This window comes from Streptomyces sp. NPDC000229, from assembly GCF_040300825.1.
Lineage (GTDB): Bacteria > Actinomycetota > Actinomycetes > Streptomycetales > Streptomycetaceae > Streptomyces.
This window is the reverse complement of the sequence record NZ_JBEPEL010000098.1, coordinates 1-25,503: the sequence shown is the minus strand read 5'-3', so window position 1 is coordinate 25,503 and position 25,503 is coordinate 1. Positions and strand designations below refer to the sequence as shown.

21 protein-coding genes are annotated in these 25,503 nt (G+C 74.5%); 6 read left to right on the top strand and 15 right to left on the bottom strand.

The window, feature by feature from the left end; translation table 11 throughout:
* The 4 genes from ABT360_RS31205 to ABT360_RS31190 form a co-directional block, all read left to right on the top strand.
* Nucleotides 1-2,046, top strand: a 2,046-nt coding sequence (locus ABT360_RS31205) for a SpoIIE family protein phosphatase (RefSeq protein WP_351823963.1), incomplete at its 5' end; no start/stop codon positions are given.
* 60 nt (nt 2,047-2,106) lie between these two features.
* On the top strand, nt 2,107-4,497 hold the full coding sequence (locus ABT360_RS31200; protein WP_351823960.1) for a SpoIIE family protein phosphatase: 2,391 nt from the start codon (nt 2,107-2,109) through the stop codon (nt 4,495-4,497).
* A 71-nt stretch (nt 4,498-4,568) separates the two neighbouring features.
* Nucleotides 4,569-4,907 (top strand): DUF3140 domain-containing protein, encoded by a 339-nt coding sequence (locus ABT360_RS31195; protein WP_351823957.1) that lies wholly within the window; start codon nt 4,569-4,571, stop codon nt 4,905-4,907.
* A gap of 58 nt (nt 4,908-4,965) precedes the next feature.
* Nucleotides 4,966-5,994, top strand: a complete 1,029-nt coding sequence (locus ABT360_RS31190; protein ID WP_351823954.1) for a DNA topoisomerase IB — start codon at nt 4,966-4,968, stop codon at nt 5,992-5,994.
* Here the strand turns inward: ABT360_RS31190 and ABT360_RS31185 are convergent, their stop codons facing one another.
* Nucleotides 5,995-6,741 (bottom strand): SDR family oxidoreductase, encoded by a 747-nt coding sequence (locus ABT360_RS31185; protein WP_351823951.1) that lies wholly within the window; start codon nt 6,739-6,741, stop codon nt 5,995-5,997.
* A 422-nt stretch (nt 6,742-7,163) separates the two neighbouring features.
* Here ABT360_RS31185 and ABT360_RS31180 point away from each other — a divergent pair, with 422 nt between their 5' ends.
* Nucleotides 7,164-8,402, top strand: coding sequence for an MFS transporter (locus ABT360_RS31180; protein WP_444852353.1), 1,239 nt, complete (start codon nt 7,164-7,166; stop codon nt 8,400-8,402).
* Nucleotides 8,403-8,408: 6 nt separating this feature from the next.
* On the opposite strand, the gene ABT360_RS31175 is transcribed toward ABT360_RS31180, so the two are convergent.
* Nucleotides 8,409-9,533: a serine hydrolase domain-containing protein gene (locus ABT360_RS31175; RefSeq protein WP_351823969.1), complete on the bottom strand. Its 1,125-nt coding sequence runs from the start codon at nt 9,531-9,533 to the stop codon at nt 8,409-8,411.
* 333 nt (nt 9,534-9,866) lie between these two features.
* Here ABT360_RS31175 and ABT360_RS31170 point away from each other — a divergent pair, with 333 nt between their 5' ends.
* Nucleotides 9,867-10,556 (top strand): TetR/AcrR family transcriptional regulator, encoded by a 690-nt coding sequence (locus ABT360_RS31170; RefSeq protein ID WP_351823945.1) that lies wholly within the window; start codon nt 9,867-9,869, stop codon nt 10,554-10,556.
* Between the two features lie 239 nt (nt 10,557-10,795).
* On the opposite strand, the gene rfaE2 is transcribed toward ABT360_RS31170, so the two are convergent.
* The 13 genes from rfaE2 to ABT360_RS31105 all read right to left on the bottom strand — a co-directional run.
* Nucleotides 10,796-12,196 carry a D-glycero-beta-D-manno-heptose 1-phosphate adenylyltransferase gene (rfaE2, locus tag ABT360_RS31165; protein WP_351823943.1) on the bottom strand — a complete coding sequence of 467 codons (1,401 nt, stop codon included), beginning with the start codon at nt 12,194-12,196 and terminating at the stop codon, nt 10,796-10,798.
* Nucleotides 12,193-12,867, bottom strand: coding sequence for a D-sedoheptulose-7-phosphate isomerase (locus tag ABT360_RS31160; protein ID WP_351823940.1), 675 nt, complete (start codon nt 12,865-12,867; stop codon nt 12,193-12,195). Before ABT360_RS31160 ends, rfaE2 begins: the two co-directional genes overlap by 4 nt.
* Before the next feature lie 90 nt (nt 12,868-12,957).
* Nucleotides 12,958-14,367, bottom strand: coding sequence for a glycosyltransferase (locus ABT360_RS31155; protein WP_351823937.1), 1,410 nt, complete (start codon nt 14,365-14,367; stop codon nt 12,958-12,960).
* Nucleotides 14,364-15,329, bottom strand: coding sequence for a glycosyltransferase (locus tag ABT360_RS31150; RefSeq protein ID WP_351823934.1), 966 nt, complete (start codon nt 15,327-15,329; stop codon nt 14,364-14,366). The genes ABT360_RS31155 and ABT360_RS31150 overlap by 4 nt, the downstream gene beginning before the upstream one ends.
* 16 nt (nt 15,330-15,345) lie before the next feature.
* Nucleotides 15,346-17,013 (bottom strand): carbamoyltransferase family protein, encoded by a 1,668-nt coding sequence (locus ABT360_RS31145; protein ID WP_351823931.1) that lies wholly within the window; start codon nt 17,011-17,013, stop codon nt 15,346-15,348.
* Nucleotides 17,014-17,052: 39 nt separating this feature from the next.
* Nucleotides 17,053-18,021, bottom strand: coding sequence for an NAD-dependent epimerase/dehydratase family protein (locus ABT360_RS31140; RefSeq protein ID WP_351823928.1), 969 nt, complete (start codon nt 18,019-18,021; stop codon nt 17,053-17,055).
* Between the two features lie 306 nt (nt 18,022-18,327).
* Nucleotides 18,328-19,422 (bottom strand): carboxylate-amine ligase, encoded by a 1,095-nt coding sequence (locus ABT360_RS31135; protein ID WP_351823925.1) that lies wholly within the window; start codon nt 19,420-19,422, stop codon nt 18,328-18,330.
* 232 nt (nt 19,423-19,654) lie between these two features.
* Nucleotides 19,655-20,542, bottom strand: a complete 888-nt coding sequence (locus ABT360_RS31130) for a glycosyltransferase family 2 protein (protein ID WP_351823922.1) — start codon at nt 20,540-20,542, stop codon at nt 19,655-19,657.
* Nucleotides 20,539-21,477: a glycosyltransferase family 9 protein gene (locus ABT360_RS31125; protein ID WP_351823919.1), complete on the bottom strand. Its 939-nt coding sequence runs from the start codon at nt 21,475-21,477 to the stop codon at nt 20,539-20,541. The genes ABT360_RS31130 and ABT360_RS31125 overlap by 4 nt, the downstream gene beginning before the upstream one ends.
* A gap of 272 nt (nt 21,478-21,749) precedes the next feature.
* Nucleotides 21,750-22,757, bottom strand: coding sequence for a glycosyltransferase family 9 protein (locus ABT360_RS31120; RefSeq protein ID WP_351823916.1), 1,008 nt, complete (start codon nt 22,755-22,757; stop codon nt 21,750-21,752).
* Nucleotides 22,754-23,344, bottom strand: coding sequence for a D-glycero-alpha-D-manno-heptose-1,7-bisphosphate 7-phosphatase (locus ABT360_RS31115; protein ID WP_444852352.1), 591 nt, complete (start codon nt 23,342-23,344; stop codon nt 22,754-22,756). The genes ABT360_RS31120 and ABT360_RS31115 overlap by 4 nt, the downstream gene beginning before the upstream one ends.
* 23 nt (nt 23,345-23,367) lie before the next feature.
* The gene (locus tag ABT360_RS31110) at nt 23,368-24,369 is read right to left on the bottom strand and encodes a glycosyltransferase family 2 protein (RefSeq protein ID WP_351823913.1); all 1,002 of its coding nucleotides are present in this window, start codon (nt 24,367-24,369) and stop codon (nt 23,368-23,370) included.
* Between the two features lie 97 nt (nt 24,370-24,466).
* On the bottom strand, nt 24,467-25,503 hold a 1,037-nt coding region (locus ABT360_RS31105; RefSeq protein ID WP_351823910.1), incomplete at its 5' end, for an alpha/beta hydrolase family protein.

Here is a 25,503-nt window from a genome sequence, read left to right as displayed (position 1 = left end):
ACGATGCGGGCCCCCGCCCGGCCCGAACCGCCCGCCCCGCCCGACCCCCCCGCCCCGGCCCGCGGCCGCCGGGGCCCGGCGACGGGCGCGGCCCCAGGCCCGAGCGGGGGCACGCTCCCGGACACCGGCCAGGACGCCGCCGGCGCGGACACCGGCACCGGCACCGGCACGGGCCCCGGCACCGGCATGGGCGGCGATCCCGGCCGGGGCGGGGAGGGGAGCCGCGCGCCCGGCCGGACGGCCGCCACCCTGGACGCTCTCGCGTCGCTGCTCGCGCCGGAGGACACGTACGGCCTGTGGACCGTCGCGCGGCAGGTGGCCGACTCCGACCGCCCCCTCGCCCGCCGCATCTGGCTGCGCGCCCTCGACGGCCGCCCCTGCCTGCTCGAACTGTCCGGCGGGGCGGGAAAGCTGCACGGCGCTGTGGTGGAGCCCGGGGCGGGGCCCGTGGCCGCGGCGGCCGACCGGTTGCCGAACGGGGTCTGCTCCCTGGACCGGCTCGGGCGGATCATGTTCGTCAGCCGCAGCGGTGAGACCCTCCTCGGCCGCGGGGGGCCCGAGCTCGTCGGGCGGAGTCTGTGGGAGGCCCTGCCGTGGCTCGGGCGGCCCGCGTACGAGGACAACTTCCGGGCCGCCCTCCTCTCCGACGAGCCCGTCCACTTCATGGCCCACCGGGACACCGACGGGTGGCTGGCGGTCTCCCTCTACCCCGGACACGAGGGCCTGACCATGACCCTCGCCGCCGCCGAGCAGCCGGCGTACACACCCGGATCCGTGGTCGAACCCGGCGCCGGACTCGGCTCCCCGGCCGACCGCGCGTCGATGCTGTACCGCCCGGTCGCCCTCGCCATCGCGCTCACCGAGGCCGTCACCGCCCGCCAGGTGTCCGCCGTGGTCACGGAGGAGCTGCTGCCCGCGTTCGGCGGCCGTCAGCTGGCGATCTACCTGCTGAACGAGCGCCGGCTCCACCTCGCGTGGGAGACCGGCTTCCCCCAGGGGTTCCTCGACCGCTTCGACGGCGTCGGGCTCGACGCCCGGCTGCCCGGTGTCGAAACCCTCACCACCGGCCGCCCGATCTTCTTCGAGTCCATGCAGCGGCTGGCCGACGCCTACCCCGGCATCCCCATGGACGCCCACGTCGGCGCCCGCGCCTTCCTGCCCCTCATCGCCTCGGGCCGCCCGGTCGGCTCCTGCATCCTGGGCTTCGACCAGCCCCGCGGCTTCAGCCCCGAGGAACGCACCGTCCTCACCGCCCTCGCCGGTCTGATCGCGCAGGCCCTCCAGCGCGCCCGGCGCTACGACTCCGAGGCGGCCCTGGCCCGGGGCCTCCAGGACGCCCTGCTGCCGCACCGGCTGCCCCGGCTCGACGGCGTCGACACCGCGGGCCGCTACCTGCCCGGCACCCAGGGCATGGAGGTCGGCGGCGACTGGTACGACGTCATCGACACCGGCCGCGGCATCGCCCTGATCATCGGCGACGTCCAGGGACACGGCGTCGCCGCCGCCGCGACCATGGGCCAGCTGCGCAGCGCCGTACGCGCCTTCGCGCTCAGCGGGCACGACCCCGAGGAGGTGCTGAGCGGAACGAACCGGCTGCTCATCGACCTCGACGCGGGTCAGTTCGCCACCTGCTGCTACATCGTCCTCGACGCGGCCACCGGCATCACCCGAGCCGTCCGCGCCGGACACCTCCAGCCCCTGCTGCGTCACCCGGACGGCACAACGGAGGTCCTCGAACTCCCCGGCGGGGTGGTCCTCGGCGTCGACCCCGAGGCGTCGTACCCGGTCACCGAACTGCGGCTCGCGCCCGGCGACGTCCTCGCCCTGTTCACGGACGGGCTCGTCGAAGAGCCCGGGACCGACATCGACCTGGGCATCGAACGGCTGCGCGGCGCCTTCTCCGGAATCGGCACGCTCCCCCTCGCCGACACCGCCGAACGGCTCATCCGCGAGGCCCGGGCGGCGGGTGACCGGCCCGACGACATCGCCCTGCTCCTCGCCGCCCGCTCACCCGACGGCGCGCCCGGCCGGATCCGTACGGCATGAACGCGGTTGTGCCGCACCGAGCGCCGACCGACCATGAGGAGAAACACGAAGGCAGGTGCCATGAGCGCGGTGTACGCGGCCGAGGGTGCCGACTTCCGCGGCCCCCTCGACGTCACGAAAGCGGCGACGGCCGTCCTGGACGCCGACGGAACCGTCGTCGGCTGGGGCCCGGCGGCCCATGCCCTGCTGGGCTACCCGCCCCAGGAGGCGGTCGGCCGCCCCATCGGCACCCTCATCGTGGACCGCCCCGGCGAATACCACATGGCCACGCCCCTGCCCGGCGCGGCGCAGGCCCGGCACCAGGTGCTCCACATGCGCCACCGGGACGGCCACATCATCCGGGTGGCGACCGCGACGCTCCCGCTGTCGAACGCCGGCACCGGCCCCGCCCGGCTGCTCGCGGTGGCCGACGCGGACGAGACGGAGCGGTGGGAGGCCCTGCAGTCGATGCTCCGGGGCCTGGCCACCCAGTCGCCCGTCGGCCTCGCCATCTACGACACCGACCTGCGGGTCGTGTGGACCAACCACGCCCTCTACCAGGAGATGGGCACCTTCCAGTACGCCGGGCTCGGCCCCGACGAGATGGTCGCCCACGGCAAGATCCTCACCGACGGCCACCCCGGCACGCTGGAGGAGGCCATGCGCCGGGTGATCGCCACCGGCGAGCCCGTCATAGAACTCCACTACAGCGGCCGCCCGCCCGCCGACCCCGAGCACGACCACGTCTGGTCCTGCTCCTACTACCGGCTCCAGGACGCCGACGGACGCCCGCTGGGGGTGTGCGAGGAGACGGTGGACATCACCGCCCGCTACCTCGCCCAGCAGCGCCTCGACCTCCTCGTGCGGGCCGGCGGCCGGGTCGGCACGTCCCTGGACATGACCCGTACCGCGCAGGAACTCGCGGCCGTCGCCGTCCCGCAGTTCGCCGACGGCATCACCGTCGACCTCCTCGACGTCGTCCTGGAGGGCGAACAGCCGACCCCCGGCACCGCGACCGCACGGCGCGTCGTACGTGTGTGGGAAGGACCCTCCGACAGGGACGGCAGCGCCCGGCCGGCCCGCCCCCGGCCGGTCGACTGCCCGCCGGACTCGCTCCAGGCCCGCTGCCTGGCCGCCGGCCACCCGGTCCTGGAAGGCCCGGCAGGCCCGGACGACGCACACTCCCGCCTCGCCGTGCCGCTGCGCACCGAGGGTGCCCCGCTGGGCGTGGTGACCTTCTCCCGCGACCGGCACCCCGACCCGTTCGCGTCCGACGACCTTCCCCTGGCCGACGAACTCGCGGCCCGCGCCGCCGTCTGCATCGACAACGCCCGCCGCTTCACCCGCGAGCACGCCGCCGCCCTCACCCTCCAGCGCAGCCTGCTGCCCCGCCACCTGCCCCGCCTGACCGGCGTGGACGTTGCCCACCGCTACCTGCCGGCCGACAGCAGGGCCGGAGTCGGCGGTGACTGGTACGACGTGATCGCCCTGTCCGGCACCCGGGTCGGCCTCGTCGTCGGCGACGTGGTGGGCCACGGCGTACGCGCCGCCGCCACCATGGGCCGGCTCCGCACCAGCGTGCGCGCCCTCGCCCGCCTCGACCTCCCGCCCGACGAACTCCTCGCCCGCCTCGACGAGCTCATCACCCAGGACGCCCACGAACAGGCCGCCGTCCAGGCCGACAACGACGACGCGGCGCTCGGCGTGACCTGCCTGTACGCCGTGTACGACCCGGTCACCGGTCGGTGCAGCATGGCCCGCGCCGGAAGCCCCCTGCCCTCCGTGGTCGACCCCGCCACCGGAGAGGTCAGCCACCCGGACGTCCCCGCCGGCCCACCGCTGGGCCTGGGCGGCCTGCCGTTCGAGAGCGCCGAGTTCACCCTCCCCGAGGGCAGCCTTATGGCCCTGTTCACCGACGGGCTCATCCAGGGCCGGGACCGGGACCGCGACGCCGAACTCGACGCCCTGCACACAGTCCTCACCGAGCACCGGCGCCCCCTGGACGAACTGTGCGACCGGATCGTCACCACGCTGCTGCCCGGCCCCGTCGACGACGACGCCGCGCTCCTCCTCGTCCGCACCCGCACCCTCGACAGCCACGAGGTGGCCGCCTGGGACCTGGCGGACGAACCGGAAGCGGTCGGCAGGGCCCGCGCCCTGGCCACCGGACAGGTGGACGCCTGGGGACTCGACGGCGACCTGTCCTTCACCACGGAACTGGTGGTCAGCGAACTCGTCACCAACGCCATCCGCTACGCCTCCGGCCCCATCCAGCTGCGGCTCATCCGCGACCGCACCCTGATCTGCGAGGTCTCCGACACCGGCCACACCTCACCCCACCTGCGCCGGGCGGGCAGCGAGGACGAAGGCGGCCGAGGACTCTTCCTCGTCGCGCAGATGACGCAGCAGTGGGGCACCCGCTACACCCCCACCGGCAAGACCATCTGGGCCGAACAGCCGCTCCCGCCCTGACATCCGCCGTGTTTGCCGGAGCCGCGGGCCGGAAACCCGGTAATGCGCCCGAGGCCCGAAGGAGGCAGGCCATGGCAGTGTCCGAACAGATCAGCGACGCGCTCTGGGACGAGTTCCACACCGTCGTCAACATGACCTCGCGCGAGCTGCGGGAATGGCTGAAGGTCGAAGCGGCGGGCGAGGAGACCGAAGAGGTTCCCGACCGCGCGGGAAAGCCGATGGGCCGACGCGTCCTCGGCATTCTCGGCAAGCGCCGCACCGACCTCACCGAGGACGACGTGAACGTCATGCGGCGCGTCTGCGAGATCGTCCGCTCGCAGCGCGACCCGTCCCTCGACCCCGAGGCCGGTGGCACCGACTGGCGCCACGGCCTGATGGACATCGGGCACGACCCGCTCAAGCCGTCCTGAACATCGCCGCCCGCGCGGATTCTCCCGTCGGCCGCAGCGTCATGACGAGGAGGATCCGTTGCGCCTGTACCACAGCCGTCCCACCGACCCCGGCTACCGCCGCAAGCGGCACGGACGGGGCTTCCGCTACCTCGACACATCAGGGCGGCCCCTGCGCGACCCGGCGGAACTCGCCCGTATCAAAGGCCTGGTCATCCCGCCGGCCTGGCGGGACGTCTGGATCTGCACCCGGGCCAACGGGCACCTGCAAGCCGTCGGCACCGACGCCGCCGGGCGCCGCCAGTACCTCTACCACCCGCGCTTCCGCGCCGAGCAGGAGCAGGCCAAGCACGCACACGTCCTGGACGTCGCCGAACGGCTCCCCGCCGTGCGCGAGGCCGTCGAGGCGCACCTCGGCGACCGGGGGCTGACCAAGCAACGCGTCCTCGCCACCGCCGTACGCCTGCTCGACCTCGGCTTCTTCCGCATCGGCAGCGACCGCTACACCGAGGAGAACAACAGCTACGGACTGACCACGCTGCTGCGCGAGCACTCCTGCTGCCAGGGCGGCGCGGTCCTCTTCACGTACACCGGCAAGCACGCCAAGGAGATCGTCCAGACCGTCGCCGACCCCGCCGCCTGCCGCGCCCTCACCGCACTGCTGCGCCGCAAGGGCGGTGGCGACCGGCTCCTCGCCTACTGGGAGCGGCCCGCATGGCGCGACGTGACCGGCGAGGACGTCAACGCGTACCTGAGGGAGCTGGCCGGCCTGGAGGTCACCGCCAAGGACTTCCGCACCTGGCACGCCACCGTCATGGCGGCCGTGGCGCTCGCCGTGTCGCAGTCCGTCGCGCGCAGCGAGAGCGCCCGCAAACGCGCCGTCGCCCGCGCCTGCCTCGAGGTCTCCGGCTACCTCGGCAACACCCCCGCCGTCTGCCGGGCCTCCTACATCAACCCCCGCGTGATCGAGCTGTACGAGGAGGGCGTCACCGTCGCCGCCGCGCTGCCCCACCTCGGTGACGAGGGCGCGTACGGCATCCCCGCCACCCAGGGGCCCGCCGAACGCGCCGTGCTGCACATGCTGCGCACCGGACAGCCGCCCGGCTGATCACGGCCAGGACGGCTCCTTGCGCGGCACCACCACCAGCTCGGACACCGCACTGCCCGGCGGGACCGACAGCGCGTACAGCACCGTGTCCGCGACGATGTCCGGGCTCTGCAGCATCGACACATCGGCGTCAGGGAACCGCTCCAGGATGAACGGCGTCTCCATACCGCCGGCGATGATCCCCGTCACCCCTATGCCCGGGCAGTCCCGCTGAGCCTCCTTGAACAGCGTGTGCGTGAAGGCACGCAGCCCCGACTTGCCGGCCGAGTACGGGCCGGCCTCCGTCCAGGTGCGGTTCGACGCGGTGGACAGGATGTTCACGATGTGGCCGCCGCCCCTGGCGACCATCCGGCGGTAGGTCTCCAGGCACAGGTACATGGGGCCCAGCAGGTTCGTCGTGATCACCCGGGTCACCTCCTCCGCCGTGAGGTGCTCGATCGGCTTGGAGACGTCCACGGCCGCGTTGTTGACCAGGACGTCCACCGCCTGGCCGTCCCGCTCCAGCTCCCGGAACACCTCCGCGACCGCCTTCGCGTCCCGCACGTCCAGCTCCACGAACCGGACGTCCCGCCCGTCCTGGGCCAGCTCCTCGCACAACTCGCGCGCCTGCTCCTTGCGCATGTCCGCGACCAGAACGGACGCGCCCGCACCGGCCAGCGCCCGGGTGATCGAGGCGCCCAGTCCGCGCGCCCCGCCGGTCACCAGCGCCTGCCTGCCCCGAAGATCGACCCGTACTCCGCCGTCCATGGCTTGTGCACCTCCTGAAGAGTCCTCTCCTCCCACTGTGGCCTGCGCCACTACGCACGGCATGCCGTGCGGTCACTGTGAGCAAGCACACCAGAAGTGCCGAAAGCCCAGGTCAGAGCAGAAACAACGGGCGGCCGGGCCGCTGACGAGGTTTTCCGGCGCCGTTGCCGCACCGGCCCCTCTGTCACCATGGTCGACGTTGTGGGACCGCCCCTGACGAGGCGCGCAGCAGCAGACAGATCCGGTGGACCGGCCGTGCAGAGCAGCAGCTGGCCCCACTTCCGCCGAATTCCGCCATCCGAGTCCACCGGCTCGTCACCCCGTACCTCACCGTGCCTTCTTCTTCCGCGCCCTCCGCGCCCCCCGCCCCCGCCGCTACGCGCGTCAACCACTCGCCGTGGCGCTCTCTCCGGTACCGCAGCATGCGCTGGTGGTCCCTCGCGAACCTGGTGTCCAACGCCGGTACGTGGATGCAGCTGACCGTGCAGAACCTGCTGGTGCTCCAGATCACCGGGTCCGCCGCCGCCACCGGTCTGTCGCTGTCCGTACAGGCCGCGCCCGGCCTCATCGTGAGCGTCGCCGGCGGCGCCGCCGTCGACCGCTGGCCCCGCAAGGTCACCGCCGCCGTCAGCCAGGCCCTGCTCGGCGCGGTCGCCTTCACCACGGCTCTGCTCGTCGCGTTCGACCAGCTCAACCTGGGCATCCTGATGGCGCTCGCCGCCGTGACCGGCCTCATCGCCACCATCGACGGACCCGCTTGCGCGCTGCTCGGCAACGACCTGGTACGCGCCGAGGACGTGCCGTCCGCCATCGGCGTCGGGTCGCTGGTCAGCAACGCCGGGCGGCTCGCGGGCGCGGGACTGGCAGGCCTCGCCGTCGGCGTCTTCGGTACGGCCGCCGCGTACGCCGCGAACGGCCTGTCCTTCCTGTTCGTCGCCGCCGTCATCCCGTTCCTGCGCCCCGTGGCGGCCGCCGCCCCCAAGGCCGTGCCGGCCGCGACCCGCGACGACGCCTCCGACACCATGACGGTCCGCGAGGGCCTCGCCTTCTTCGCCCGCCGCCCCCGCCTGGTCGCCCTCGCCGGGATCACCGGCATCAGCGCGATCTTCGGCCGCAACTACGGGCTCACCCTCGCCGTCCTCGTCACCGGACCGCTCGCGGGCGGCCCCGGAGCCTTCGGCACGGTCTCCACCGTCCTCGCCGTCGGCGGCATCCTCGGCGCCGTCCTCGGCGCCCGGCTGCGCAAGCCCTCCGTACGACTCGTGGGCACCCTGGCCGCCGCCGGGGCGCTGCTTCAGGTCGTGGCCGGACTCTCGCCGTCGCTCGCCGTCCTGCTGGTCCTCGTCCTGCCGATGGCCGTCGTCGAGTCGGTCTCCGACACCGCCGGGACGACCGTCCTCCAGACCGACCCGCCCGCCGACATGCGCGGCCGTGTCCTCGGCGTCTGGGGCAGCATCAAGACCGTCTGGGGCCTCGCCGGCCCGCCGGCGCTCGGCCTCCTCATGGAACTGGCCGGTGCGCGCGGCGCCATGGTCACCGGCGGCCTGCTGATCGCCGGCACGATCGGCGCGGCTCACCTCCTGCGCCGCCGCGGCGCCCCGGAGCCGGTCCTGGTCCGTACTCAGGCCCCGGCCGTGCCGGCCCTGAGCACCGCGGCGTAACGCCCGCTACGGGAGGGACGGGGAGAGCCGCGGGACAGCCTTCGTCCGGGGATCCCCGTCACCGCACATCGCCTGCCGGTGGAGTGTCGCCAGCGCGTCGTCGATGGGATGGTGCTGCGGTTTTCCCGAGGCGTCCGGCTCGTTCCACCTCATGAGGTTGATCGCGACGGACATCCGGCGCTTGCCGTCGGCGCGGGTCAGGGACGTCGTTCCGGCGCCCCAGACCGTGCCGTCATGTCCCCAGAAGGTCCCGCAACCTTCGGTTTCGACCTTGTGCAGACCGAGGCCGTACTCGATCGTCGACCCGTCCAGGGCGACGACCGGGACCGTGCGCTGCATCTGCGCCAGCGACGACCTGGTGACGACGCCTCCGTCGAGCAGCTTGCCGTAGAAGCGGTTGAGGTCCTCCATGGTCGATACCAGACCGGCCCCCGTCATCACCCAGGACATGTTGTAGACGCTGTAGTCGCGCGGCGGGTCGATCACGCCGTGCAGCGCCTCGTACATCCGCGAGTGCGGACCCTTGATCCGCGGCCCGGTCGGAAACGCGGTGTGCCGGAGCCCGGCACGTTCGATGACGTTCCGGGTGATGTACTCCTCGGCCGTGGCACCGGTCACCTGCTCCAGGAGTTGACCGAGGAGCAGGTAATTGGTGTTGGAGTACACGCCCGGAGTGGCCCCGGGCTCGCCGGCCGGCGGCGCCGCGAGCCCCATCTCGATCAGCTCGGCGGGGCGGAACTGCCTGAACCGGTTGTCGTCCAGGCTCTTGGACGCGGCACCGGAAGGGAACGCCTGGAGGGACGGGAACGCGTAGCGGATGTAGTCGGGGATGCCGCTCGTGTGGTTGAGCAGCATCCGGACGGTGATCTTCCTGCCGCGCTCTCCCGGTACCAGCCGCGGCAGATAGCCGCCGATCGGCGCATCGAGGTCGATCCGGCCCCGTTCGACCTGCTGCATGACCGCGGCGGCGGTGAAGGTCTTCGTGATGCTGCCGACGCGCTGCCGCATGCCGGGTCCGACGGGACGTCCGGTATCCACGTCGGCGACGCCGGAAGCGCCACGCCATGTCCGGCCGGCATCGCGTACCTCGGCGAACACCCCCGGTACCCCCGCGCGGTGGACACCGTCCATGGCGGACTTCAGCCGAGCGGGTTCGAAGCCGGCCGCCGGGCTCGTGGTGCCGGCCGGTACGGCCCTCGTGCCGTCGGGCGCGGGAACCGCGGCCACCGTGCCCGCGCACACACTCAGCGCGGCCACGCTTCCGCACAGCACCAGTCGGATCTTCAAGACATTCGTCCTTTCACGGTGAGGGGCACGGGCGGGGCACGTTGTGGTGTGCCCACTGCTCCGCGCCGACTTTCGGAACGCGTTCCGAAACTAGCACCGGGACGAACCGCTGGGAACACAAAAGGCGGAAGCCGTCCCGCATTTCGGCCGAGGAGGGCGGGACGGCATGATGGGGCGATGCCCCGACCGCCCGCACCGCACGGCCGCACCGGCCGGCCCCCGGTGACCTCCCGTGCGCAGATCCTGGCCGCGGCCCGTCAGCTCATCGACCGGGACGGCTGGGAGAAGCTCACCATCCGCCGACTGGCCGCCGAGCTCGGCATCGGGGCGACGACCCTCTACCACCACATCCGGGACAAGGAGGACCTGCTGATCCTCCTTCTCAATCAGCACGTCGGCCAGATCGAACGCCCCGACCTGCCCCGTGCTCCGAAGGACCGCATCGTCGCGGCCGCCACCGCGATGCACGATGCCCTCGCTTCCTGGCCATGGGCCGCGGAGGTCCTCACGGCCGACGGCTTCATGGGCCTGCTCGACGAATCGGCGCTGTGGATGGTCGAAGCCATCGTGGCCGGAGCCGACGACTGCGGATGCACCCCCGAGGAAGCCGTCCACGTCTTCCGCAGCATCTGGTACTACACCGTCGGCGAAGTCCTCGTCCGCGCCCACTCGCCCCACCGGCGGGCCGACGACGAGCGTCCCGCCTTCCGCGAGGCCTTCGACGCCTCCCAGGTGCCACACCTGGCCGCGATCGGCGACCAGTGGCCCGCGCTGGCCGCCCGGGACACCTACCCCCAAGGGCTCCGCGCGTTCGTCGACGGGCTCCTCGGACAAGCCACGTCGGCAACCCCCCACGGCGCCGGCTGAGCGCGGGCATCGGCGGCCCTCGTCACACGCCGCCGCGTGAGCACCGCGCCGGCGGCCCCGTCATGGCACCGTGCCACGACCGGTCACGGGCATCGGCGCGATCGCGGCGGCTCAGCGAGTCATGGCACCGTGCCACGACCGGTCACGGGCGTCCGTGCGAGCGGCGGCACAGTGCGTCATACCGGGCCCGGAGCCGGTCGAGAGGCGGGCGCCGGCCGCTGGGGCCGGCGCCGCACCCGTCACCGGCCCGGGGGCCGGATGGGGGCCGCCGCCTGGGCGGCGCGGCGGGCCAGCAGTGTCGTGGAGCGGCCGTCGAGGTACGGGAGGACCACCGCCTGGCCGCCCCAGGCGCGCAGCACCTCCGCCTCGGGCAGGTCCTCGGCGGAGTAGTCGCCGCCCTTCACCCACACGTCCGGCCGCAGCCGGCTCAGCAGCTCCGCGGGCGTGTCCCCGTCGAAGACGGCGACCGCGTCGACGCTGCCCAGGCCCGCGAGCACCCGCACCCGGTCGGGGAGCGGGTTCAGGGGCCGACCCGGGCCCTTCAGCCGCTCGACCGACTCGTCGGAGTTCACGCACACGATCAGGCAGTCGCCGATCCGGCGGGCGCTCTCCAGCAGACCCACATGGCCCGCGTGCAGCAGGTCGAAGCAGCCGCCCGTCGCGACCACCGACCCGCCCCGCGCCCGTACCTGCTCCGCCAGCACGAACGGGTCCGTCTCCGGCACCTCCCGGGGCGTGATCGGGGGCGGCGTACGCCACAGCGACGGGTTGCCCGCGCCGCCCGCCGCGACGAACGCGGCCGCCTCGGCCACCGCCCGCTGCACCGCCTCCTCCGGCAGGGCACCGTCCGCCAGCGCGGCGGCCGTCGCGGCGGCGAAGCAGTCGCCGGCACCGCACGCGTCGCCCTCCGCCCGGTACGGCGCCGGGACCAGCATCGGGGTGGTGGCACCCGGCCGGGTCAGCAGCACGCCCCGCTCGCCGAGCGTCACGGCCACCGCCGCCACCCGCCAGCGTTCCGCCAGGTCGGAGCCCCGCTCCGCGAACGCGCGCAGCGAATCGTCGCCTCCGCGGCACAGCGCCATGGCCTCGGCGGCATTGGGCGTGACGATCCGCGAGCCCGGCACGGGCGCGTCGCCCTTCAGATGTGGGTCCCACACCACGGGAACCTTGGGGGCCACGGCCGCCAGGTGCTCGCGTACCGCGCTCGCGGTGTGCCGCCCGTAGTCGGCGACGAGCACGGCGTGGGCCTGGGCGAGCGTGTCGCGCACCGCCCCGTCCGGCTTGCCGGGGTCACCGCCGCCGCGGTCGATCCGTACCAGTGGCCGGCCGGAGGCCAGGACCCGTGTCTTGACCGGAAGGGTGCCGTTCAGCGGCAGCTCCACCAGCCGGACGCGGCCGCGCAGCGACCGCCGCACCGCCTCGCTCGCCGGGTCGTCGCCCAGCGCGGTCACCAGCACCACGTCCCGCCCACCGCGCGTCGCGAGTGCGGCGGCCAGCCCGGCACCGCCGGGGCGTCGCTGGTCACCGGTGACGTCGACGACAGGAGCGGGGGCGTCCGGTGCCAGCCGGGTGGACACGCCTTCGATGTCCTCGTCCAGCAGGACGTCACCCACGACCACCAGGGGCTTGTACGCGCTCATGACATCCTCCGCCGGACCGCGACGGGCGCCGCCGCGCCCGCCGCACGAGTGGGCCGCCCCGCCGTCCCCGCCGCCGCCCCGGTGGCGACCGCCGCGTCGAAGGACTCGCACAGCAGGTGCACGGCCACCAGATGGGTCTCCTGCACGGTGGCCGTCGATCCGGCCTCCACGCACAGCGCCTCGTCGGCGGCCTCGGCCAGCGGGTTGGGCCGCGCGCCGGTCAGCGCCCAGACCCGCAGCCCGGCCTGGCGCGCGGTCACGGCCGCCGCGATCAGGTTGGCGCTGCGGCCCGAGGTGGACAGCAGCATCAGGACGTCACCGGGACGGCCGTGGGCGGCGACCTGCCGCGCGTACACCTGGTCGAACCCGTAGTCGTTGCCGATGGCCGTCACGCTGGACGTCTCGGCGTGCAGCGAGATGGCCGAGAAGGCGGGGCGTTCGTGCTGGTAGCGGCCGACCAGCTCGGCGGTCAGGTGCTGGGCCTGCGCGGCGGAGCCGCCGTTGCCGGCGGCCAGCAGCCGGCCGCCCACCGGGAGGACGGCCGCGAGGTGGCCGCCCCACTGCGCGATCCGGTCCAGATGGTCGCGCCGGAACCGGGCCAGCGCGTCTGCAAGCGCCCGGCAGTGCTCGTGCGCCGCTTCGTGGGTGGGGGGAGCGAGGGGATCGGTCATGGCGTTCGGGCGTACCGTCGTCCCCTGTCCCCAGGGAAACGGCGGCGGGGCCCACACCTCCTTCGGACTTCGAGGTACCGGTGGACCGGGTCAGGCCACGCCCGTCACGGCGGGCCGGGCGGCGAGCACCGCGGCGTACTCCTTCTCGGTGGCGGCGGCGACCTTCGCCCAGCCGTACCGGCTCAGCACCCTGCGGCGGCCGGCCGCTCCGCACGCGGCCCGCTGCGCGGGATCGGCGAGCAGTTCCCCCACCGCGCGGGCCAGCGCGTCCGGGTCCCGCGGCGGCACCAGCCGCCCGGTGTCCGGGTCGGCCACGGTGTCGAGCTGCCCGCCCACCGCACTCGCGACGACGGGCCGCCCGCACGCCATGGCTTCCAGCGGCACGATGCCGAACGGTTCGTAGTCCGCCGGGCACAGCACCACGTCCGCACTGCGCAGCAGTGACGCCACGTCCTCGGGCGGTACGCCCCCGGTGAACCGGACCCGGTCCGCGACCCCGGCCAGCCGGGCGATCTCCCGCAGCCGGCGCACCTCCGGGTCGTCGTGGAGCCGGTCGGCCGGAGGACCGCCGACGACGAGCAGTTCCGTGTCCGGCAGCCGGGTCAGCGCGGTGATGGACACCGCGGCACCCTTGCGCGGCACCAGCCGTCCCAGCTGGAGCAGCCGGTAGCGGTGGCCGCCGTCCCGTCCGGCGGCCGGACCCTCCGGGCAGAACTGCTCGGTGTCCACGCCGCACGGCACGACACCCACCTTGTCGGCCGGTATCCGCATCCGGCTCAGCTCGAAGACCTCGTCGTGACAGGTGGCGATGACCCGGTCGCAGCCCAGGCCCACCTCCCGCTCGCGGGCGACGCGCTCCGGCGGGCTGGTGTCGGCGTGCTTCTGGTGGCGCCGCTTCACCGTGCCCAGCGCGTGGTACGTGTGCAGGAACGGCAGGTGCGCCGCCCGGGTCGCCCGCAGCGAGGCGACGCCGGACATCCAGAAGTGCGAGTGCACCAGGTCGGGCGGGTGGTCCCGCCACTCACGGGCCATCCACAGGCCGAACTCCGTCATGTACGGCAGCAGTTCGTCCTTCGGGATGGGTTCCGGCGGCCCGGCGGGCACGTGGTGCACCTCGACGCCCGGGCGCAGCATCACCCGGTCGGGCAGATCCCCGGCGTCGCGGCGGGTGAAGACGGTGACGCGGTGGCCCCGGTCGGCGAGGGCGCTCGCGAGGCGCGCGACGTGCACGTTCTGGCCGCCCGCGTCGACACCGCCCAGCACGGCGAGCGGGCTCGCGTGCTCCGAGACGAGCGCGATGGACAGCCCGGGGCCGCCGCGTGCGGAGCCGCCCGCACCGATGTCGATGTCGATCGCCGCCGCGTCCACCGGTTCCGGTGCGTCGGCGTCCAGCGCCTCCATGGCCTCGGCCTCCACGTCGATGCCGTCGATCCCGTCGAGGGCGTCGACGTCCACGGGGCGGCGGCCCGGGCCGGTGTTCAGCGGGTCCAGGGATGTCATGAGCGCACCTCCGTCATCACGCGCTCCCAGTCGTCCAGGAAGCGTTTGAGCCCGTACCGTTCGAGCGCCGCCTGGCGCGCCCGCGCGCCGTCCTCCGCCGCGGCCTCCGGCTCGTTCAGATAGCGCCGGGCGGCCCGCGCCAGTACCTCGGGCCGGGTCGACAGGGTCCCGGCACCGGCCGGAACCGCCTCGATGGCCTCGGTCGTGGCCAGGGCCACGACCGGCATGCCCAGGTGCATGGCCTCCAGCAGGGACAGGCCGAGCGACGTCCAGCGGACGGGGTGCAGATACAGCCGCCGCTCCGCCATCGCCGCGTGCAGCTCCCGCTGCGGCAGGTCGGTGCTCCGGCACCGCTCCTCGGGTACGCCCAGGTGCGCCGCCAGGCCCTCGGTGCGCATGCCGAACACGTCCAGCGGTGCCGCCTCGGACAGCGCGGGCAGCAGATCCGTACCGGTGTAACGTCCCCTGCGCACCGGCTCGTTGACGACGACCGCCGCCCGCGCCAGGCGCCCGGTGTACAGGTGCCCCGGGTCGACGATGCCGTGCTCGATCACCTCGGTCCGCGCCGGACCGCTGTCCCAGAACAGCCGGTTGAAATGCGTGACGTGCACCAGCGTCAGGCCGGTGCGGTCCGCGCACGGATGACGGGTCTCGGGCACGTTGCCGTCGGGCGCGTTGTGCTCCAGGTACACCGCCGGCACGTCCCGGCCCGGACGGCGCCCGCCCAGCCAGCGCTCGGCCAGCTCGAACTCGTGCGGCCGCTGGAGGACCACCAGGTCCACCGGCGCGTCCCGCAACTGCTCGGGTGTCACCTCCCGCACCGACTCGGGCCAGCTGAAGGTACGCGCCCGGCCCAGCCCGTCCGGGCCCCGGTCGGGGGTGACGGGCACCAGGTAGGTGTGCGGTCCCTGGACGAACGCCGTCGTCCAGGACCCGTGCACATGCCACAGCAGGATGTTCATGAGCCGTCTCCTCCCGTCACCGCGACGCGTCGTCGGTGTCGTCGGAGCGGAAGAAGTCCCCGCGCCGCACCGCGTACGGGCCGATGGCCAGCAGGTCGACGGGTGACGAGCCGAAGCACTCCAGGGCGTCGCGCGGGTCGTCCACCATGGGCCGGCCGGCCGTGTTCAGGCTGGTGTTGACCACCACCGGCAGCCCGGTGCGCCGCTCGAACTCGGTCAGCATCCGCGCCACCAGAGGTTCGGTCCGCCGGTCCACGGTCTGGATCCGCGCCGTGCCGTCGACGTGCACCACGGCGGGGATGCGCTCCCGCCACTCGGGCGCCACGTCGTGCACGAACAGCATGTACGGGCTCGGCATCACGCCGTCGAAGATCTCCGCCGCCCGGTCCGCCAGCACCATCGGCGCCACCGGCCGGAACTGCTCGCGCCCCTTGACGTCGTTGAGCCGCTCCAGATTCCCCGCGTGCCCGGGGTGCGCCAGCAGCGAGCGGTGCCCGAGCGCCCTCGGCCCGAACTCCGAACGCCCCTGGAACCACGCCACGATCGCGTTGTCCGCCAGCGCCCCGGCCACCGTCTCCGCGATGTCCGCCGGCCGGTCGAAGGGCACGGCCGCCGTCTTCAGCCAGGCGCCCAGCTCCGCGTCGGACCAGTCCCGCCCCAGGTCCGCGCCCGGCATCGGATCCGGATCGTCCCCGCCGCCCGCCGCCAGCAGCAGCGCCCCGCCCAGCGCCGTACCGGCGTCCCCGGCCGCGGGCTGCACCCACACCCGGTCGAACGGCCCCTCGCGCGCTATCCGCGAGTTGGCCACGCAGTTGAGGGCGACGCCCCCGGCCAGTGTGAGGACGCTGTCGTGGGTCTTGCCGTGCAGCCAGCGCACCAGGTCCAGCAGCGTCTCCTCCAGAACGGCCTGCGCGCTGGCGGCGATGTCGGCGTGGTCCTGCGTCCACGCCTCGTCCGGGCGGCGGCGCGGGCACAGCTCCGCCCATGGCACCCCCGTCGCGTGGAACCCGCCGTCACCGGTGGGGTACACGTACCGGCGCAGCTCGGGCAGCATCCGCGGCCGGCCGTGGGAGGCGAGCGCCATCACCTTGAACTCGTCGGAGGAGCGGAGGAACCCGAGGTGGTCGGTGAGCTCCTCGTAGACCAGCCCCAGCGAGTGCGGCAGCTCCTGGGCGTACAGAGCCTCCAGCCGGTCGTGGACGCGTCGTGCCGCCAGGTGCGAGGCCCGCTCGCCACGCCCGTCGAGGACCAGCACCGACGAGGTGTCGGCGCCCTCGGCGGCGAAGGCACCGGAGGCGGCGTGCGCCATGTGGTGCGGGACGAAGCGGACGATGCCCGGGTCCAGGCCCGGCAGCGTCGCCTTGAGGAAGCCCGGCGCCTCACGCGCGTAGGTCAGCCGCAGGTGGTCCCACGGGTCGTCCAGGCCCATCTCCTCGGCGGGCCGGGCGAGTTCCGGATCGAAGGAGTACGCCACCGCGTCCAGGTCCTGGGGGCGCAGACCCGCCCGCTTCAGGCACCAGGCGGCGGCCTTCTCGGGCAGTTCCCAGGCGGAGAACGGCACCGGCCGCTTGCCGTGCTTGCGGCGGGAGAACCGCTCCTCCTCCGCGGCGGCGACGGTGCGGCCGTCGATGACCAGCGCGGCGGCGGGATCGTGGAACAGAGCGTTGATTCCGAGAATGCGCATGGGGTCCCAGGCCTTTCGGCGAGTCGGGGAGAGGGAGCGTCAGGAACGGGCGTCCGCGTGGTCGCGGAACCAGGCGATGGTGCGCCGCAGACCCTCTTCGGCGTCGACGCGCGGCTCCCATTCGAGCTTGTCGCGGGCGAGTGTGATGTCGGGGCAGCGCACGGCCGGGTCGTCCGTCGGCCGTTCGATGAAGCGGATCTCCGAGTCGGAGCCGGTGAGTTCGATGACGAGCCGGGCCAGGTCCAGCATGGTGATCTCGGTCGGGTTGCCGATGTTCACCGGGCCGCGCAGCCCGTGGCCCGCCGCGGCGAGGATGCCGCGCACGGTGTCGTCGATGTAGCACAGCGACCGGGTCTGCTGCCCGTCACCGGTGACCGTGAGGGGCTCGCCGGCCAGCGCCTGGCGCACGAAGGTGGGGACGGCCCTGCCGTCGTGGCCGCGCATCCGCGGCCCGTAGGTGTTGAACAGCCGTACGATGCCGGCGTCCGTGCCGTGCACCTCGGCCTCCGCCGTGGTGAGCGCCTCGCCGAACCGCTTGGCCTCGTCGTACACACTGCGTGGCCCGACCGGGTTCACATTGCCCCAGTACCGCTCGTTCTGCGGGTGCTGCTGCGGGTCGCCGTACACCTCGGAGGTGGAGGCGAGCAGGAAACGGGCGTCGGAGCGGTGCGCGAGGGCCAGCGCGTGGCGGGTGCCGAGGCTGCCGGTCTCCAGCGTGTGCAGCGGGAGGCGCAGGTAGTCGGCGGGCGACGCGGGCGACGCGAAGTGCAGCACCAGGTCCGGCGGCCGGTCGACGGAGAAGGGCTCGGAGACGTTCGCCTCGACGAGCGTGAAGCCGGGGCGGCCGAGCAGTTCGGATATGTTCTCCGGCCGCCCGGTGCTGAAGTCGTCGACGCAGGTGACGGCGGTGCCCGAGTCCAGCAGCGTGTGGCACAGGTGCGAGCCGACGAAGCCTGCTCCGCCGGTCACGACGGCGTGCTCCCAGCTGCGTGAGAAAGCGGTGTTCATTCGGTCTCCTCCGGACGAGTGCGAACCGCGAACGGCGGGCGAGTGCCCTCTGCACCTGCGACCAGGCTGGGCCGAACGGGGGCGGGGGGCGCGGTGGTGTGCGCCGTTCGAGTGGTCACCCGCGGTGAGCACCGTCCCGCCGGGTGGGTTCCCCCGCATTCCACGTGCGCCCCGAGCGCACCCGGCCGGTCCGGCGGGACATGGGAGAGCCCCGGGGCCCAGGGGCCTCGGGGCACAGCCGTACCCCCGGACTCCGGCGGGGCCATGGAGCTGCAGGCCCCCGCCGGAGTCCGGGTGACGGTGGGGTCAGGGGGCGACGGTCTCGCTGGTGATCAGCTCGACCAGGGCCGGCAGGCCGCCCTCCGCGAGCGCGCGGCGCTGCTGGTCCGCCGGGGTGCCCTGCTGGAGCAGCCGGTGGACCAGCGAGGTCACCTCACGGGTGTCACCGGCCTCGTCGAGCGCGGGCGTGACGTGGTCCAGCAGCATGACCAGTACGTCGCCGGCCCGGCGCGCCCTGCCCTCCGGGTCGACCAGCAGGCCACTGAGGCCGTGGCGGGCGGCGTGCCAGTTCGACGCCTGGAGCAGCTCGGGCGGGCACTCCGGCAGCGGCAGACCCGCCTTCTCGTCGCGGATGGCGGTGGCGATCAGCCCCCGGACGATCCCGGCGAACATGACCGCCGTGTCGGCCCGCAGCTGCACGTCCGCGCAGCGCACCTCGACGGTCGGGTACTTGTCGGACAGCCTGGCCTGCCAGTACAGCTGGCCGGTGTCGGTGATGATGCCGGTGTCCAGCAGCGTCCGGACGCGATTCTCGTGGTCCTCGAGCGAGGTGAAGCAGGGCGGCGGCCCGCTGACCGGCCAGCGCCCGAAGATCACCGTCCGCCAGCTGGCGAAACCGGTGTCCTTGCCGTCCCACAGGGGCGAGTTCGCCGACATGGCGACCAGGACGGGCAGCCACACCCGGATCCGGCTCAGGACGGCGACACCCATCTCGCGGTCCGGCACGGCCGCGTGCACATGCATCCCGTTGACCAGCTGCTCGGCCACCAGCTGCGGAGCCTGCGAGCGCATCGCGAGGTAGCGGGCCTTCTGGGTGACCGGTACCGGAGCCAGTTCGCGGTACGGCGCGGTCCCACAGGCCGCGATCCGGCAGCCGTTCTTCTCCGCCGCCGTGCCGAGCGCGTGCCGCAGCCGCAACAGATGGCCTCCTGCCTCCTCCAGGTCGGTGCACACCGGTGTGGCGACCTCCACCTGGGCCTGCAACAGCTCCGACTGGACTTCCGCGTCGTCGACGATCGGCTCCAGGCCGGCCGCCGCGCGCACCTGGTCCGCGAGCGGGACCGGCAGACACGTGTCCGGATCGAGCAGCAAGTACTCTTCCTCGACCCCAATGGTGATCATGTCGCCCCGGGTACCCTCTGAACGATCGGATGAATCGGACATAGTCGGTCCGCCCTGGTCAGCTCGTCCGGTCAGCCCCCATCGCGCCGCGCCTCCACCCGCAGGCGGCACCACCCGCGGCTCCCGCAGCACCCACGGCAGCCCCCGTGACGCCGGGCCGGTCCAGCAGGTCCGCCAGGTCCGCCCGGTGCGCGGGCGACCCCGGCGCCCACCACGGTCCAGCGAGGTTCCGTCACGGCACGGCTCCTTCCACGACCCCCTGGGCGTCCAGTCGGCGGGCCGCCGCCTCCACGGCCGCCGGGAGCGGGCGTCGGTCGCGCAGCACCACGGGCAGGCGGCCCAGCAGGTCCCGAAGCGCCTGGCGCGCCTCGGGGTCCCGGCGCGCCCGTACGGCGATTCCGCGCGTGTGCCGCCATGCCACCGCCAGGGGGCGGCGCAGCCACGCGGTGAGCGCGGCGTTGCGGAGCTGGACGGCTGCCCGGCCCGGCCGCACGCCACCGAGGGGGCTGTGCACGGCCACGACGTCGGGGGAGTGGCACACCCCCCAGCCGTGGGCCGCCAGGTCGTACGCCAGCAGAGTCTCCTCTCCGCCCACGAAGAAGACCGGGTGGTAGCCGCCCGCCTCCAGGTAGGCCTCCCGCCGGGCGACGGCGGCGCACGCCAGGAAGCCCAGCACCGGCGGCCCCGGCAGATCCGCGGCACGGTCGAGCGGGGAGCCGGCGAGCAGACCGTTCAACGGGTCGGGTTCCCCCTCGGGGCCGACCCGGACGCAGGCGGCGAGCAGTCCCAGCCGCGGGTGCCGGTCCAGCAGGTCCGCCGCGCGCGCCAGCGATCCGGGCTCCCACCACGAGTCGTCGTCGCTGAACGCCACGTACGGCGTACGCGCGTGCCGTACGCCGAGGTTCCGGCCGGAAGCTCCCAGGTTGCGGCCCGCGGCCAGCACCGTCACGCGGGGATGGCGGGCGGCGACGGCCTCCGGCGTGCCGTCCGTCGACGCGTTGTCGACGACGATCACCGGCGGCCGCTCGGGCAGGGCGGTGAGGCGGTCCAGCGTCCCCAGCACCTGGTCACGCCGGTTGTGGGTGATCACTACGACAGTGATGCGGCTGTCGGCGGTCACGGCCGGGACACCTCCGGGTGGTCCAGCAGGGCCTTCAGGACGTCGTCGGGCCCGATGCGCAGCAACTGGGGGTCCGGGGCCTGCCCGTGCGGGTCGCCGGGAGGCCCCGGGTGCCACAGCGCCACGTGCCGCGTACCCGGCGGCGGCCCCCACAATCGGGGAGAAACCGGGCCAAAAAGGGTTACGGAGGGGGTGCCGTACGCCACCGCCAGGTGGGCGATGCCGGTGTCACCGCTCACCACGGCCGCGGCACCCGCGAACAGCGCGCCGAGCCGGTCGAACGGCAGCCCGCCCCGGAACACCGCCACATCCGCCCCAGCCATGTGGTGGACCCGGTCCAGCAGCTCCTCCTCGCCCGGCCCGCCGGTCAGCGCCACCCGGTGCCCGCGCCGCCGGAGCTCCCGCACCACCACGGCGTACCGCTCCGCCGGCCACCGCCGCGACCCCGAGTCCGCGCCCGGGTGCACGACCACCGCGCCGGGCGCGGGGGACACCGCGCCCGGCGCGGGCAGCCGCAGATCGCCCGGGTCGGCCGGGATGCCGTACCACGCCAGCAGCCGGCACCAGCGCTCCCGCTCGTGCTCGTCGGCCGTCCACTCGGGCCCCGCGATCTCCGGCGTTCCGGGATGCGCGAACGCCATGAGCCGCCCGGGCCGCAGCCGTTGCAGCAACCGGTGACTGGGCGGCCCGTTGCCGTGCAGGTCGACCGCCACGTCCGCCGGCGGCCCCTCCCAGCCGAGCCGCTCCGGCACGGCCCGGCCGGGCGCCGACGCCGGCAGCAGCCGGTCCACCGCCCCGGACGCGGCAGCCGGCGCCGCCAGCTGCTCCGGCGCGGCGAGGACGATCTCGTATTCCGGAAAAGCCCGCCGCAGCCCCCGCAACGCAGGCACCCCGGCCAACAGGTCACCGAGCCCCAGCGCCCGCAGCACCAGCACGCGCGGCCTCCTGCCGGGGGTTCCGTCCGGCCGTGCCGGGCGATCGCCCTCAACGGGTCGACCACCGGCCCCCAGCCGGGCGACGGCCGGGGCGGGGCCGTGCAGCGTCGTCCCCGCAGAGGTCGGCGGCGTCGGAAGGGCTCCCGCCCGACAAGACCCGAGGCCGCCCGGCCCCGCGGGGGTGTCCTCTCTGGGGGAGAGACGAGCCCGGAGGGGCCATGCCGCCCATCCACCGGCAGGCGACCACCCGCACCGCGCCCCCGCGGGGGGACTCATTCCCCGCTCTCCAGCAGTTTCTCCACGGCCGCCAGCACGTCCTCCGCCGTCACCTCGTCCAGGCACGGATGGCCCGGCACCGGGCACTCCCGGGCCCTGCTGTCCGCGCACGGCGCCCGCTGGTCGCCCAGCAGGACGTGCGGGACGCCGTACGGACCCCAGCGCTCGGCGGGCACGACCGGCGAGAACAGCGAGACGATCGGCGTGCCGACGGCCGCCGCCAGGTGCGCCGGGCCGGTGTTGCCGACCACCACCGCACCGGCCGCCGCCAGCACCGCGGCCAGTTGCGGGGGCTGCGTCCGGCCGCCCAGGTCCAGCCCGTCCCGGCCCGCGACCAGCGCGGTCAGGTCCCGCTCGTCGGGCCCGCCCGTGACGACGACCCGGTGGCCCGCCCCGGCCAGCAACCGCACCGCGTGCGCGCACCGCTCGGGGCTCCACCGCCGCGCCGCGACGCTCGCGCCCGGGTGGACCACGACGTAGGGCCCCGGGCCGGTCAGCTCCGGCGCGGCGGGCGCGTGCCGTACGCGCAGCCGCCCGTCGTCACCGGGCGGGCGCGGGAAGCCCGCGGCCTCGGCGAGGTCCAGCGCGGCCTCGGCCTCGTGGGCGCGCGGTGCCCGCCGGTGCCGTACGTCCAGCAGCGAACCGGGGGTGTCCACACTGTCGGCGGCGATGTGCCCGACGCCCGCCATGCGCAGCAGCAGCGCTGCGGGCAGCGGACTCTGGTGGAACGAGGTGAGGACCAGCGCGGTGTCCACGCGCGCGGCGGCGATACGGTCCACCACCCGGTCGATGTCGGCGCGTTCCACCGGTGGCGGGCTGAATCCCACCCAGGGCGCCTCCCACACCAGCACCTCGTCCACGCCCGGCAGCAGCCGCGCGGCCGGCGCCCCGCGCGGCCCGCACAGCAGCGTCACCCGGTCCGCCCGGCCGGCGACCGCCCTCACGGCGGGCCCGGCGAGCAGGACGTCCCCGAAGCTGTCGAGGCGCACGACCAGGCCTCTCATCCCCGCCCCCCGGGAGCAGCCGACGCCGCCCCGCCCGCCGACGCCCGCCCACCACTCACCCGCTCCTCCCCGGGCCCTCCCACGTCCTCCTCCCCGAGCACATGCCGTACCGCACTCATCAGGTCCGGACACACCCGCGGCGCGGCCGCCACCTCCTCCGGCAGGGTCCGCGCCGTCGGCACCAGAACGCCCCGCGCGCCCGCGGCCCGCGCCGCGCCCATGTCGGAGCCGATGTCGCCGATCACCACGCAGTCCTCGGGCCGCACCCCGAGCAGCCGGGCCGCCTCCAGCACCAGGCCCGGTGCCGGCTTGCGGCAGCCGCAGCAGTCCTCGGCGACGTGCGGACAGTGCACCCATGCGTCAAAAGGGCCCAGCAACGCCTCCACGCGCGCGTTGACCGACCGTACGTCGGCCTCCGTCAACAGCCCGCGCCCGATGCCCGACTGGTTGGACACCACGCCGACCCGTATCCCGTTCTCCCGCAGCAGCCGCAGCGCCTCCCGCGCACCCGGCATGGGCCGGACCTTCTCCGGGTCGCCGTTGTACGGGACGTCCTCGACGAGCGTGTCGTCACGGTCGAACAACACCGCCGGCACCGCCGCCGGGCGCGTCACAGGACGCCGTCCCAGCTCTCCGCCGACCGGTGCCGCAGCTCCCCGCAGATCCGGTACCAGGTGGCGACGGCGGGGATCAGCGCGCTCGTCACGGTCATCGTCAGGATCTCGTCCGGCGTCCGGGGCCCCGGCGCGATCCGCGCCCGGGCGAACTCGGCGGTCCCCAGCGCCCAGCCGGCCGCGGCGAGCTTCGCCGCACGCCGCCGCCCGGTGGCCGCCAGGAACAGGGCTCCGACGCCCGCCGCGGTGACCGCCGCGTGCCGCCGGATCCGCCCACGCGGCGCCGCCGCCCGCTCCCACCAGTCGGGGCCGTGCAGTCGCTTCATCAGGGCGTCGTCGGAGTTGCCCCTCTGGAGCCGGACCGACACCCACCGGTCGGCGGGCCGCACCGGATGCTCGGTGCGCCGCTCGCCGCGGACGATGCGCCAGCCCGCGTCGATGACCCGCAGCGCCAGGTCGGCGTCCTCGCGGAAGGCCCGCGGGAACCGTTCGTCGAAACCACCGACGGTCTTGAGGATCTCGGTGCGGTACGCCATGTCGGCGGTGACCCACAGGGCGCCCTGGAGGCCCGCCGTGTTGCGTTCCCAGTCGGTGGGGCGGCGGTCGGCGGGCAGCGGCACCCGCAGGACGCCCTGCACGCCGCCGGTGTCGGGAGAGGCCTCCGCGAGGTCGCGGGCGAGCTGCTCGCGCCAGTACGCGCTGACCCGTACGTCGTCGTCGACCAGCACCGTCCAGGGCTCGTCCACGGCCCGCACCCCCGCGTTGCGGGCGGCCGCGGGCCCGAGGCCGCCGGTGTGCAGGACGAGGGCACGGTCCGCGAGCGCGCCCAGCGCCTCCACGGGCAGTGGATCGGCCGGCGCTCCGGGCCGGTCGTCCACCAGCACGATCCGGCTGGGCTCCGGCCCCTCGCAGGAGGCGAGCGAGGCGAGGCAGTCGACGAGACAGGGCCGTCCGATCGTCGGGACGACCACGGCGTACGAGGCGAGCGAGGGGATCATGCGTCCGCGCCTCCACATTCAGGGTCGGGTTCCGGAATGGCGTACGGAATGCCCATGTCCGGTCACTTTATGCGTATGTGCCGGGCGCCGCACGGGCTCAGCCGGTCAGATGCCGTTCCATCCAGTCGGCCGCGGCACGGCGGAACAACCGCCGGTTGTCCGCCCGCCGGAACTCATGGCCCTCCTCGCGCAGCATCAGCAGCTCCGCCGCGTGCCCCCGCTCCCGGGCCGCCCGCACGACCTGCTCCGACTCGCCCGGCGGCACGTTCGTGTCGTGCTCGCCGTGCACCGCCAGCAGCGGTACGCGCAGCTCGTCGATCCGGCTCATGGGGGACAGGGCCCGCAGCAGCTCCCGGTCGCGTGCCGGATGGCCGTACTTGTGGGCCGCCGACTCCGCGATCCACGGCTCGGTCCCGGCGAAGAACGTCGCGAAGTCCGACATGCCGCACACCGCGACGCCCGTACGGAACAGGTCCGGGTGCCAGACCAGCGAGGCCAGCGTGAGGTAGCCGCCGTACGAGCGGCCCATCACGGCGAGCCGCGTCGGGTCGGCGCGCCCGGTCAGGATCACGTGCGCGGCGCAGTCGGCGACGTCCTCGATCGCCGCGAACCGCCCCGTACCGAGGTCGGCGTCCACGAAGGAGCGCCCGTAGCCGGAGGAGCCGCGCACGTCGGGGGCGAACACGTCCAGGCCGCGGCCGGTCAGCTCGTGGTACAGCGGCTCGAACACCGGCCGCTCCTGCTCCTCCGGTCCGCCGTGCAGGTGGATCACGCACGGCGCGGGCCGGCCCTCGTCGCGCCCCGGCGCCCGGTAGTACCAGCCGCCGAGCACCAGCCCGTCGCGTGCGGTGGGCCGCAGCGGAGCCGGACGCACGGGCGGCCGGCCCGGCGGCACGGCGTCCTCGTCCCGTGACGACCAGGGCGTACGCGCGGGGAAGGAGGCGCGGGGCAGCCACCACACCCCCGGGCGGCGCTGCGAACCCGACAGGGCCAGGACCAGCCCGTCCGGACCGGCCCGGCCGATCCGCGTGACCACCTCGTGCGGCAGCGCCACGTCATGGGGCGGCGCCGTCCCGGTGCGTACCGGCTTCACGCTGGTGATGCCGCGCTGGGGCGACTGGACGAGTGACCTGG

What these genes read in the sequence shown, in the direction of transcription:
- ABT360_RS31200 (WP_351823960.1), top strand. Translation starts at nt 2,107, where the DNA reads ATGAGCGCGGTGTACGCGGCCGAGGGTGCCGACTTCCGCGGCCCCCTC.
- ABT360_RS31195 (WP_351823957.1), top strand. Translation starts at nt 4,569, where the DNA reads ATGGCAGTGTCCGAACAGATCAGCGACGCGCTCTGGGACGAGTTCCAC.
- ABT360_RS31185 (WP_351823951.1), bottom strand. Translation starts at nt 6,741, where the DNA reads ATGGACGGCGGAGTACGGGTCGATCTTCGGGGCAGGCAGGCGCTGGTG.
- ABT360_RS31180 (WP_444852353.1), top strand. Translation starts at nt 7,164, where the DNA reads ATGCGCTGGTGGTCCCTCGCGAACCTGGTGTCCAACGCCGGTACGTGG.
- ABT360_RS31175 (WP_351823969.1), bottom strand. Translation starts at nt 9,533, where the DNA reads ATGGACGGTGTCCACCGCGCGGGGGTACCGGGGGTGTTCGCCGAGGTA.
- ABT360_RS31170 (WP_351823945.1), top strand. Translation starts at nt 9,867, where the DNA reads ATGCCCCGACCGCCCGCACCGCACGGCCGCACCGGCCGGCCCCCGGTG.
- rfaE2 (WP_351823943.1), bottom strand. Translation starts at nt 12,196, where the DNA reads ATGAGCGCGTACAAGCCCCTGGTGGTCGTGGGTGACGTCCTGCTGGAC.
- ABT360_RS31160 (WP_351823940.1), bottom strand. Translation starts at nt 12,867, where the DNA reads ATGACCGATCCCCTCGCTCCCCCCACCCACGAAGCGGCGCACGAGCAC.
- ABT360_RS31155 (WP_351823937.1), bottom strand. Translation starts at nt 14,367, where the DNA reads ATGACATCCCTGGACCCGCTGAACACCGGCCCGGGCCGCCGCCCCGTG.
- ABT360_RS31150 (WP_351823934.1), bottom strand. Translation starts at nt 15,329, where the DNA reads ATGAACATCCTGCTGTGGCATGTGCACGGGTCCTGGACGACGGCGTTC.
- ABT360_RS31145 (WP_351823931.1), bottom strand. Translation starts at nt 17,013, where the DNA reads ATGCGCATTCTCGGAATCAACGCTCTGTTCCACGATCCCGCCGCCGCG.
- ABT360_RS31140 (WP_351823928.1), bottom strand. Translation starts at nt 18,021, where the DNA reads ATGAACACCGCTTTCTCACGCAGCTGGGAGCACGCCGTCGTGACCGGC.
- ABT360_RS31135 (WP_351823925.1), bottom strand. Translation starts at nt 19,422, where the DNA reads ATGATCACCATTGGGGTCGAGGAAGAGTACTTGCTGCTCGATCCGGAC.
- ABT360_RS31120 (WP_351823916.1), bottom strand. Translation starts at nt 22,757, where the DNA reads ATGAGAGGCCTGGTCGTGCGCCTCGACAGCTTCGGGGACGTCCTGCTC.
- ABT360_RS31110 (WP_351823913.1), bottom strand. Translation starts at nt 24,369, where the DNA reads ATGATCCCCTCGCTCGCCTCGTACGCCGTGGTCGTCCCGACGATCGGA.